The sequence below is a fragment of the Bradyrhizobium sp. UFLA06-06 genome, assembly GCF_054820065.1.
This window is the reverse complement of sequence record NZ_JADFUD010000120.1, coordinates 1-10,050: the sequence shown is the minus strand read 5'-3', so window position 1 is coordinate 10,050 and position 10,050 is coordinate 1. Positions and strand designations below refer to the sequence as shown.

Sequence of the window (10,050 nt, the reverse complement as noted above, 5' to 3'; positions counted from 1 at the left end):
GCTGATCCGCAACCGCGGCGGCATCCTCAATCTCGGCTCGATCGCCGGATTTCTGCCGGGACCCGGCATGGCCGTGTACTACGCCAGCAAGGCCTATGTGCTGTCGTTTTCCGAGGCGTTGCGCTGTGAGCTGGCGCCGCAGGGCGTGCGTGTCACCGTGTGTTGCCCGGGCCCGGTGCCGTCGGAGTTTCAGGATCGCGCCGGGTTTGCCCCCGGATTCGATTCCGCGATCCTCAACGTTACGCCGGAAGAGGTGGCCCGCCAGGCCTATAGCGGGTTGATGGCCAACAAGCGCGCAGTGCTGCCCGGCGCCTTCATCAAGCTGGTGCCGTTCCTGCTCCGGCTGTTTCCGCGCTCCTTCATCCTGACGGCGGTCGGCGGATTTCAGCTCCGCAAGCGCTAGCTGCCCCTGAAAAACGTCCCACGCGTCGCCGTTAAGGCTGTTTTCTGGCCCGCGATTTGCTTCGTCTGGGTGTGCGCAAACTCACACGATGTTAACGACCACTTAGCTATGATCGCGCCTTACGTGCCGAAACTTTAAGCAGAGGCAATGTCGTTCCGGTCTGACCAAAGCCGTGTCGTGGTGCCCTTCGCCAGCCGAAGGCCGACCGCGGTCACGACTGAGATCTCGGACGAGACCCCGCTGCGGCCGGTGCTGATCGTGCTGCATCAGGAGACATCGACTCCCGGCCGGATCGGCAACGCCCTGCGCGCGCTGGGCCACCGCCTCGACATCCGCCGCCCACGCTTCGGCGACGCGCTGCCCGAAACGCTCGACGCGCATGCCGGCGCGGTGATCTTCGGCGGTCCGATGAGCGCCAACGATGGCGACGACTACGTGCGGCGCGAGATCGACTGGATCGCCGTTCCGCTGCGCGAGCAGCGCCCGTTCCTGGGCATCTGCCTCGGCGCGCAGATGCTGGCGCGGCAGCTCGGCGCCACGGTCGCGCCGCATCCGCAAGGCCGTGTCGAGGTCGGTTATTATCCGGTCAGGCCGACCGAGGCGGGCCGCACGCTCTGCCCGGACTGGCCGGCGCGGGTCTATCACTGGCACGGCGAGGGATTTCAATTGCCCGCCGGCGCCGACCTGCTCGCGGCGGGCGATGATTTCCCGGTGCAGGCGTTCCAGTTCGGCAACGCTTTCGGCCTGCAATTCCATCCCGACGTGACCTACGCCATGATGCATCGCTGGACCACGCGCGGTTGCGCACGGATGGATTCGCCGGGCGCACAACCGGGCCATCTGCACTTCGCCGAGCGTGCCGTCCACGATGCCGCCGAGCGCGCGTGGCTGAAGCATTTCATCGACGGCTGGATCGCGCGCGTGCCGCAACGGCAGCTGCTGCAGGCCGCGGAATAGCCGCCACGCGGAATTTCGCGCCGGCTTTTCATTCTCGTGAATGTGTTACTGTCGGCCGCCGGGCGCAGGCCGTATCGCCGCGCGTATCAATAACAACAAGGCACAGGGAGATCGCCGTGAGCTACGAGCACATCCTCTATGAGGTCAGCGACAGGATCGCGACCATCACGCTCAATCGCCCCGATCGCATGAATGCGTGGACCGCGATCATGGAGCGCGACGTCCGCCACGCGATGGAGGCGGCGGCCAACGACGACAACGTTCGCGTCATCGTGCTGACCGGCGCGGGCCGCGGCTTCTGCGCCGGCGCCGACATGGACGCGCTGAAGGGGATCGATCCCAACGAGGTCAGGCGCGGCGAGAACATCCCGTTCGACATGAACCGGCGCGCCGACTGGCAGACGCGCTACGCCTACTACCCCGCGATCAGGAAGCCCGTGATCGCGATGCTCAACGGCGCCACCGCCGGCATCGGCCTGGTCCACGCGCTTTATTGCGATTTGCGCTTCGCCGCCGACACAGCGGTGTTCACCACCGCCTTCGCGCGGCGCGGCCTGATCGCCGAACACGGCATCAGCTGGATGCTGCCGCGTATCGTCGGTCACGCCAACGCGCTCGATCTGTTGATGTCGGCGCGGCGCGTGTCGGCCGAGGAGGCGCTGCGCATCGGCCTCGTCAACCGGCTCTCTTCGCCGGAGAAGCTGCGCGAGGAAACCTATGCCTATGCCCGCGACCTCGCCGATTTCGTCTCGCCGAGCGCGATCGCGGTGATCAAGCGCCAGGTCTATGACGTGCCGTTCCAGACGCTCGCCGAAGCCACCATCGATGCCAACCGCGAGATGCAGATCGCGCTGAAGGGCAATGATTTCAGGGAAGGCGTCGCGAGCTTTGTGGAGAAGCGGCCGCCGCGGTTTACGGGAACGTGAGGGGGGAGCGGGGGTAAAGTCCGTCTTCGCCCCTTGGGCTTCGCCGGACACCACGCTTCGCCCTTCAGGCTCCTGCGCCACGCGTAGCCCGAAGGGCGAAGCGTGGTGGAGCCAGGCGGGATCGAACCGCCGACCTCGTCATTGCGAACGACGCGCTCTCCCAGCTGAGCTATGGCCCCATCGCGGCCGGGTGTTGCTGAGTATCCCGGCCGTCAGTCGGGCGCCATTTACAGTCCCGCCCAAGGTCAAGTCAAGAACGGTGAAAGCGCGGTTTTCGGCCTGTCCCGCCGGGAACTTCCCTTGTTTGCGGGGGGATGAACCGATATCTAGGGCGTGATCCCGACCCGGCGGACCGCGCCAGGCCCAGTGCATAGCGGTTTTCCGAAACGATCCCGCTCAATCAAGAAGCGCGATGGCGGCTCAGTCCGGTCTCGTTGCGCCTCAATCGGTTGTCTTACCCGCGAGCCCCCCTCATATGCGCGCTGTTCTCGACATCGTCATCATCATCCTCGACCTCTATGTCTGGCTGCTGATCGCCTCCGCCATCCTGTCCTGGCTGGTCGCCTTCAATGTGGTCAACACGCGCAACCAGTTCGTTTCCGCGGTGGCCGAGTTCCTCTACCGGATCACCGAGCCGGTGCTGCGGCCGATCCGCAACGTGATGCCGAATCTGGGCGGGCTCGATATCTCGCCGATCATCGTGATCCTGATCATCATGTTCATCCAGCGGGTGATCGCCTATTACATCTATCCCAACGTGATCTGACCCTTTCGACGGGGTCCTGGCGAGGGAGCCTTGATGGATCCTTGGCGCTATTCCACCGAGGGCGTCAGCATCGCGTTGCGCGTGACGCCGCGCGGCGGCCGCGACGACATCGACGGGATCGAAACGCTGGCCAATGGCCGATCGGTGGTGAAGGTGCGGGTGCGCGCCATCGCCGAGGGCGGCGAGGCCAACCGTGCGGTGACTGAGCTGCTGGCCAAGGCGCTCGGCGTGCCGAAGGCCAGGGTGAAGCTGTTGTCCGGCGCCACCTCGCGGCTCAAGCAGGTCGCGGTGGACGGCGATCCGAAAGGGCTCGGCGATACATTGAGGAAGCTGACTGCGGCCAAGCCGAACCAGCAGACAAGGGACTGACATGACTGCCCGCATCATCGACGGAAAAGCCATCGCCGCCGAGCTTCGCGCCCGCGTCGCCGACGAGGTCGCCCGCGTCAAGCGCGACCACGAGCTCACGCCGGGGCTCGCCGTCGTGCTGGTCGGCCATGATCCCGCGAGCGAGGTCTATGTCCGCAGCAAGCACACCCAGACCCAGTCCGCCGGCATGGCCTCGTTCGAGCACAAGCTGCCGGAGGATGTGTCGCAGGCCGATCTGCTGGCGCTGATCGCGCGGCTCAACCGCGATCCCATGGTGCATGGCATCCTGGTGCAGCTGCCGCTGCCGAAATCGCTGCACACCGAGACCATCATCAACGCGATCGATCCGGCCAAGGACGTCGATGGCCTGCACCCCAACAATGCCGGCCGGCTCGCCGGGGGCCTGGCCGCGCTGTCGCCCTGCACGCCGCTCGGCTGCATCATCCTGACCAAGAGCGTGCACGCCTCGCTCGAGGGCATGAACGCGATCGTGATCGGCCGCTCCAATCTGGTCGGCCGTCCGCTGGTGCAATTGCTGCTGAACGAGAACGCGACGGTGACGATCGCGCATTCGCGCTCGCGCGATCTGCCAAAGCTCTGCGCCCAGGCCGATCTGGTCTATGCCGCGGTCGGCCGGCCCGAGATGGTGCGGGGCGACTGGCTGAAGCCCGGCGCGACGGTGATCGATGTCGGCATCAACCGCATCCCGGTGCCCGGCGGCAAGCCGAAACTGATCGGCGATGTCGCGTTCCAGGAAGCGCTCAATGTCGCCGGCGCAATCACGCCGGTGCCCGGCGGCGTCGGGCAGATGACGGTGGCGTGCCTCCTGGTCAACACGCTGCGCGCCGCCTGCGCGATTGCCGGCCTGCCGGCGCCGGCGGTGTGAACTAAGGGCAAACTACTTCCACCGTCATTGCGAGGAGCGAAGCGACGAAGCAATCCATCGTCCCGCATGTGCGGTGGCATGGATTGCTTCGCTTCGCTCGCAATGACGAAATCGGCCCCGGAATGACGGCTGCGCCGTCACTTCTTCTTCGCGCGCTCGATGCCTTCGAGGATCAGCTTGCGGGCTTCGTCGGCGTCGCCCCAGCGCAGCACCTTCACCCACTTGCCGTTCTCGAGGTCCTTGTAGTGCTCGAAGAAGTGCTGGATCTGCTGCAGCGTGATGTCCGGCAGGTCGTTGTAGTTCTGCACCTTGTCGTAGCGCTGCGTCAGCTTCGATGACGGCACCGCGATGATCTTCTCGTCGCCGCCGGCCTCGTCCTCCATCAGGAGCACGCCGACCACGCGGACGCTCATCACCGCGCCCGGCACGATCGCACGGGTGTTGACGATCAGCACGTCGCAGGGATCGCCGTCGCCGGACAGCGTGTGCGGGATGAAGCCGTAATTGCCGGGATAGCGCATCGGCGTGTAGAGGAAGCGGTCCACCACGAGCGTGCCGGCCTCCTTGTCCATTTCGTACTTGATTGGCTCGCCGCCGACGGCAACCTCGATGATGACGTTGACGTCGTGGGGCGGATTTTTTCCGATCGATATGGCGTCGATACGCATGGATTGCTCCGCGTGGCCTCTGGAAGTTGAGAACGATGTGATTTTTTGGTTGGCGCCGCCGGGCCGCAAAAGGGCACCAGGCCCGGCCTTGAGGCCGGGCTGGCCGACGCGCGCAGCGCTTGAGGCTGGTTTAGCCTTGCTGCAGCTGCGAGAGAAGCAGGATTTTCAGTTGGCCCAGGCGAAAGCGACCTTGTCGAGCGACTTCGGCCCGAACCGCTCCGAGGAGCGCGCCACCATCCGGCCGCCCAGCGCACGGTAAAACTCGGTCGCCGGCTCGTTGTCGGACAGCGCCCAGATCACCATGCTCTTGAGGCCGCTCTGCATCAGGTCGCGGCGGGCGGAGGCGAACAGGCGCCGGCCGAAGCCAAGTCCCTGGAATTCCGGCCGCAGATAGAGCTCGTAGATCTCGCCTTCGAAATGCAGGCTGCGGGCGCGGTTGCGGCCGTAATTGGCGTAGCCTGCGACCCGGTCGCCGAACACCAGCACGCTGACGCGGCTGCCCTTGCGGATGGCGCTGTCCCACCACTGCGGGCCGCGGCGATTGATCAGCTTTTCGAGTTCGGCGCCGGGGATGATTCCCTGATACGCCGAGCGCCAGGCTTCGTCATGGGTAGACGCCACCGCCGCCGCGTCTGCAGCTTTGGCCGGCCGGACCTCGATTAGCGTTGTGCTCATGGGTGTAATCAAAGCAAGTCGGCGGGCCGCCTTCAAGGTCCATCGTTAATTATCGGTTAATCTGTGGATTTTCTGCATCAGTGGCGTGAGAACTTGTTCCGAAAGAGGACACTTGCCGGAGTCCAAGCGGCCAACCGCCGATCCGGAGCTGTGCAAAGCGTGTATCGCGAGCGCAGTATGACACTGCCGTAGCTGGAAAAAGCTCATTCGGGCCTGATTCGCAGCCAGGATTCCGCGGGCGAATCCAGACGCGATGTGGGTACTCCGACCGCGCCACGCCTGCGCCGCCGCAGTGGATTTTCGCGCCCGACCGGCCTATGGCAGCGGCGGTATTTGTGCGCGCCGAAGTTGGCCTGATTACGAGCGGACTGCGATGACGCTCTACTTCCTGATCAAATATCTGCACGTGCTCGGCGCCATCGTGATCCTGGGCACCGGGACCGGCATCGCCTTCTTCATGCTGGCGGCGCATCGCACGCAGGATGCGGCGTTCATCGCGCGCACGGCGGCGACCGTCGTGATCGCGGACATGATCTTCACGCTGACCGCCGTGTTGCTGCAGCCGGTGAGCGGCGGACTGCTGATGCTGCTGTCGGCAACGAGCATCACCGAGCGCTGGCTCGTGGTTTCGCTTGCGCTCTACGCGCTCGCCGGCGTGTTCTGGGTTCCCGTGGTCTTCATGCAGATCGAGATGCGCAACCTCGCGCAGGTGGCCGTCGAAAAAGGTCTTCCGCTGCCGCCGCGTTATTTTGCGCTGTTTCGCCGCTGGGTCCTGTTCGGTATTCCCGGCTTCGGCTCCGTGGTGATCATCCTCTGGCTGATGATCGCAAAACCATTTTAGTCCAGTGTCGTCATTCCGGGGCGATGCGAAGCATCGAACCCGGAATCTCGAGATTCCGGGTTCGCTTCGCGCCCCGGAATGACCACCAGATAGTCCAGGGCTCCATGAGTGACGATGCATCACACAACATCCTCGTGCTCGGCGCGTCGGGCCTGATCGGGCGCACCATCACCGACGATCTGCGGGCGCGCGGCTTTCACGTGATCGGCATCGCGCGGCACTTCACGCCGGCGCAGAAAATGAGCGCGGCCGACATCGAGCTGCCTGTCATGTCGATGGATGCCGCGGCGCTGACGCAGCTGCTTCGCACGCACGAGGTAGACATCGTCGTGAACTGCCTCGGCGTGCTGCAGGATGGTCCGGGCAGCGACACAAGCGCGGTGCACCGCGACCTCGTCGCGCGGCTGTTGCGGGCGATTGGTGACAGCCACCGCGCGATCCGTCTCGTCCACATCTCGATTCCCGGTACGGCCGATGCGGACCGCACCGCCTTCAGCACCACCAAGCGCGAGGCCGAACGGCTGATTGCGGCGTCCGGGATTCCTCATGCGATCCTGCGTCCGGGCTTCGTCATCGCGCCGTCGGCCTATGGCGGCAGCGCCATGCTGCGCGCGCTGGCGGCGCTGCCGATCGATCTGCCGGCCGATGAGGCCGCGACGCCGTTCCAGCCGGTCGCAGTCGAGGATATCGCCGCCACCATCGCCTGGCTTGCGGCGCGCGATGTCGCCGATGAAGCGATGCGATCGGTGACATGGGACCTGATGCAGAAGCAGCCGATTTCGCTCGGCGGCGTCATCGCCCAGTTCCGCCGGTCGTTCGGCACGGCAAAGCATGTCCGCATCGCGACGCCGCCGTTCCTGATCGATCTCGGCGCCCGCCTCGGCGATCTCGCAAGCCGCCTCGGCTGGATGCCGCCGCTGCGCTCCACCGCGATCGCCGAGCTGCGCCGCGGCGTCACCGGCGATCCCGCAGGCTGGATGCAAGCGACCGGCATCGTGCCGAAGACAATTGCGCAAGCGGTCGGCGGGCGCCCCGCGACCATTCAGGACAAATGGTTCGCGCGGCTGTTCCTGATCAAGGCGCTGATCTTCGTAAGCCTCGTGCTGTTCTGGGTCGCATCCGGCTTCATCGCGCTGGTGATCTCCTATGACGCCGCGGCGGGCATTTTGCGTGCGCACCATTTCCCGCCCGCTTTGGTCGGACCGGTCACGGTGCTGACCAGCCTGATGGACATGAGCATCGGGGTGCTGATCGCGATCCGCCGCACCGCGGCGTTCGGTCTGATCGCAGGCATCATCGCCTCGCTCGGCTACATGGTGGGATCGGCGATCCTGACGCCCGATCTCTGGATCGAGCCGCTCGGCGCGCTGGTGAAGACGGGACCTGCGATCGTGCTAATGCTGGTCGCGCTGCTGACCCTGGATAACCGATAGCGTTTTCAAGCGAAGTGGGAACCGGTTCGCGTGAAGAAAACGCGTCGAAAGGAATCAGGAATGAGCACTTGGCCCGACGACGACGTGATCCTCTATGACGGCGTCTGCATCTTCTGCTCGCGCTGGGTCCGCTTCGTCATCGCCCGCGATACCGACAGGCGCTTTCGCTTCACGCCGATCCAGTCCGGCTACGGCACGCGGCTGGCGAAGGCTTTCGGCATCGATCCTGACGACCCCGACACCAACGCCGTCGTCCATGGCGGCGTCGCCTACATGAAATCCGATGCGGCGCTGACGGTGCTGAGCCATCTGCCCGGCTGGGGCTGGACCCGCACGCTGTTCGCGGTGCCCAAGCCGCTGCGCGATGCCGTCTACAGCCTGATCGCCCGCAACCGGTACAAGATCTTCGGGAAGTACGAGACGTGCTTCGTGCCGGATGCGGATATGCGGCCGAGGGTGCTGGAGTGAAGTTCGTCGTTCCGGGGCGATGCGAAGCATCGAACCCGGAACCTCGAGATTCCGGGTCTGGTCCTTCGGACCATCCCGGAATGACGAATCTAACGGCTACCCCTTACTTGGAAATCCATCCACCACTTCCTTCGCCGCCCGCTCCCCCGAGTCCCGTGCGCCGTGCGCGGTCGAGAAAAACTCCGGCGACGTCGCTTCGCCGGCGAAGAACAGCCGGCCGTTGACCGGCGCGGCCAGCACGGCGCGCTTGTCGGCGTGGCCGGGCAGTGCGTGCGAGTAGGAGCCGCGGGCGAACGGGTCGTGGGCCCAGCGGGATTCGCTGAGCGGCTTCAGCTTGCGGCGGAAATCGCTGCCGAGGAAGGAGACGATCTCGTCGATGCTGTGCGCGGCGATGGCGCCGTCGCCGGCATTTTCGAGCTGTCGCGCAAAACGGCCGCCGAAGAAACCTTCGATGCAGGGCTGGCCGAACGGGCGGATGTGATAGGTGCCCATCTCGGTGCGCATGGTGGCGCCGCGCAGATTGCCTTCCTTGGGCAACGCCTCGGGCTCGGCGAGCGCCAGTGTCACCTTGTCGGCGAGGCCGAGCGGCAGGCCGCGCGCGGCGTCGAGCTTGTCCGGCAGCGCCGGCGAAAAGCGGATCGCTTGATCGGCGATCAGGTTGGTCGGCACGGTGACGATCACCTTGTCCGCCTCAACCGTGCCGCGCGAGGTCTCGATGCGGATGCGCTTGCCGGAGTGATCGATCAGCCTGACCTCGCAGTTCAGCGCGACCGGCACCTGCGCGCCATAGGCCGCGACCAGCGTGCCATAGCCGCGCCGCACCCGCCAATTGATGTCGGTGTCCTGATAGGCATCGACATCGAGGATCGAGACCTGGTCGAGCTCGCAGCCGTTCACATAAGTGGAGATCGCATCGATCATCGGGTTCCAGCGGTTGTCGGGCTCGAGGTACAGGCTGGCCGGGCGGTCCTTGCCCTGCTGCGCCGCCTGCTCGATGCGGTCGTAGAATTGATCGAGTGCGTGCGTGAAGTCGTCGCGAGCGGCCTGCGGGAACGCCTCGCCGTAGGCGCGCTCGCGCCACGGAGGCAGGTCCTTGTTGAGTTCGAAGTTGAGTTGCCGGGCGATGCCGACAAAGCTGTTCCGGTCGGCCGAATGCAGCCAGCCGCAGCCGACGTCAAACACCACGTCAGGCGCGGCCTGAATCGTATGCGCGCGGCCGCCGAGGCGGTCGCGGGCCTCCAGCACGATCGTGGAGAGGCCGGAGTCCTTCAGCGCATTCGCGGCACCGAGGCCTGCGGCGCCGGCACCGATGATGGCAACATCGATCGTGGAGGGAAGGGAAGTCATGTCCCGGCTCTAGCACGTCTGGAAAGACGCCTAAAGTCACCCCGCGCATAACTGTCATCACCCGCGCATGCGCATGCGGGTGATCCAGTATTCCAGAGACAGCAGTGATTGAGCCGATGAGCCGCGGTGTACCGGGTGCCCCGGTCAAGCCGGGGCACGACAGGCTACTACGCCGCCGCTTAAGCCACCGCTTACGCTACAGCTTCCTTGGCCTTTTCGGCGCGCTTGCGGTCGTTCGGGTCGAGGTGCTTCTTACGCAGCCGGATCGACTTCGGCGTCACCTCGACGAGCTCGTCGTCCTCGATATAGGC

At 65.4% G+C, this 10,050-nt stretch carries 13 protein-coding genes and 1 tRNA gene; 9 read left to right on the top strand and 5 right to left on the bottom strand.

Features of this window, described 5'->3' with window-relative positions:
• The 3 genes from IF803_RS41660 to IF803_RS41650 form a co-directional block, all read left to right on the top strand.
• The coding region (locus tag IF803_RS41660) for an SDR family NAD(P)-dependent oxidoreductase (RefSeq protein WP_461196076.1) at positions 1-403 on the top strand (403 nt) is incomplete at its 5' end.
• Positions 404-550: 147 nt separating this feature from the next.
• Complete coding sequence (locus tag IF803_RS41655; protein WP_461196075.1) at positions 551-1,360, top strand: glutamine amidotransferase; 810 nt, start codon at positions 551-553, stop codon at positions 1,358-1,360.
• A 116-nt stretch (positions 1,361-1,476) separates the two neighbouring features.
• Positions 1,477-2,286 carry an enoyl-CoA hydratase gene (locus IF803_RS41650; protein WP_028337384.1) on the top strand — a complete coding sequence of 270 codons (810 nt, stop codon included), beginning with the start codon at positions 1,477-1,479 and terminating at the stop codon, positions 2,284-2,286.
• Between the two features lie 103 nt (positions 2,287-2,389).
• Here the strand turns inward: IF803_RS41650 and IF803_RS41645 are convergent.
• A tRNA-Ala gene (locus IF803_RS41645) sits at positions 2,390-2,465 on the bottom strand.
• A 296-nt stretch (positions 2,466-2,761) separates the two neighbouring features.
• Between IF803_RS41645 and IF803_RS41640 the strand changes: the two genes are divergently transcribed.
• The 3 genes from IF803_RS41640 to folD are packed head-to-tail and all read left to right on the top strand — an operon-like array spanning position 2,762 to position 4,307.
• A complete protein-coding gene (locus IF803_RS41640) occupies positions 2,762-3,052 on the top strand; it encodes a YggT family protein (RefSeq protein WP_016847252.1) in 291 nt (96 codons plus the stop codon).
• A 33-nt stretch (positions 3,053-3,085) separates the two neighbouring features.
• On the top strand, positions 3,086-3,421 hold the full coding sequence (locus IF803_RS41635) for a DUF167 domain-containing protein (protein WP_461196074.1): 336 nt from the start codon (positions 3,086-3,088) through the stop codon (positions 3,419-3,421).
• A 1-nt stretch (position 3,422) separates the two neighbouring features.
• Positions 3,423-4,307, top strand: a complete 885-nt coding sequence (gene folD / locus IF803_RS41630; RefSeq protein WP_461196073.1) for a bifunctional methylenetetrahydrofolate dehydrogenase/methenyltetrahydrofolate cyclohydrolase FolD — start codon at positions 3,423-3,425, stop codon at positions 4,305-4,307.
• Positions 4,308-4,444: 137 nt separating this feature from the next.
• Here folD and ppa read toward each other — a convergent pair whose 3' ends face one another.
• Positions 4,445-4,975 carry an inorganic diphosphatase gene (gene ppa, locus IF803_RS41625; protein WP_461196072.1) on the bottom strand — a complete coding sequence of 177 codons (531 nt, stop codon included), beginning with the start codon at positions 4,973-4,975 and terminating at the stop codon, positions 4,445-4,447.
• A 165-nt stretch (positions 4,976-5,140) separates the two neighbouring features.
• Complete coding sequence (locus tag IF803_RS41620) at positions 5,141-5,650, bottom strand: GNAT family N-acetyltransferase (RefSeq protein WP_028343770.1); 510 nt, start codon at positions 5,648-5,650, stop codon at positions 5,141-5,143.
• Between the two features lie 373 nt (positions 5,651-6,023).
• Between IF803_RS41620 and IF803_RS41615 the strand changes: the two genes are divergently transcribed.
• The 3 genes from IF803_RS41615 (at position 6,024) to IF803_RS41605 (ending at position 8,392) form a co-directional block, all read left to right on the top strand.
• The gene (locus IF803_RS41615; protein WP_461196071.1) at positions 6,024-6,491 is read left to right on the top strand and encodes a DUF2269 family protein; all 468 of its coding nucleotides are present in this window, start codon (positions 6,024-6,026) and stop codon (positions 6,489-6,491) included.
• A 104-nt stretch (positions 6,492-6,595) separates the two neighbouring features.
• The gene (locus IF803_RS41610) at positions 6,596-7,924 is read left to right on the top strand and encodes an SDR family oxidoreductase (RefSeq protein ID WP_461196070.1); all 1,329 of its coding nucleotides are present in this window, start codon (positions 6,596-6,598) and stop codon (positions 7,922-7,924) included.
• Between the two features lie 60 nt (positions 7,925-7,984).
• Complete coding sequence (locus tag IF803_RS41605) at positions 7,985-8,392, top strand: thiol-disulfide oxidoreductase DCC family protein (protein ID WP_028343767.1); 408 nt, start codon at positions 7,985-7,987, stop codon at positions 8,390-8,392.
• 96 nt (positions 8,393-8,488) lie between these two features.
• Here IF803_RS41605 and IF803_RS41600 read toward each other — a convergent pair whose 3' ends face one another.
• Positions 8,489-9,739, bottom strand: coding sequence for a flavin monoamine oxidase family protein (locus IF803_RS41600; RefSeq protein ID WP_461196069.1), 1,251 nt, complete (start codon positions 9,737-9,739; stop codon positions 8,489-8,491).
• Between the two features lie 191 nt (positions 9,740-9,930).
• Positions 9,931-10,050 (bottom strand): hypothetical protein (locus tag IF803_RS41595; protein ID WP_409866536.1); only part of this gene is annotated, 120 nt, incomplete at its 5' end.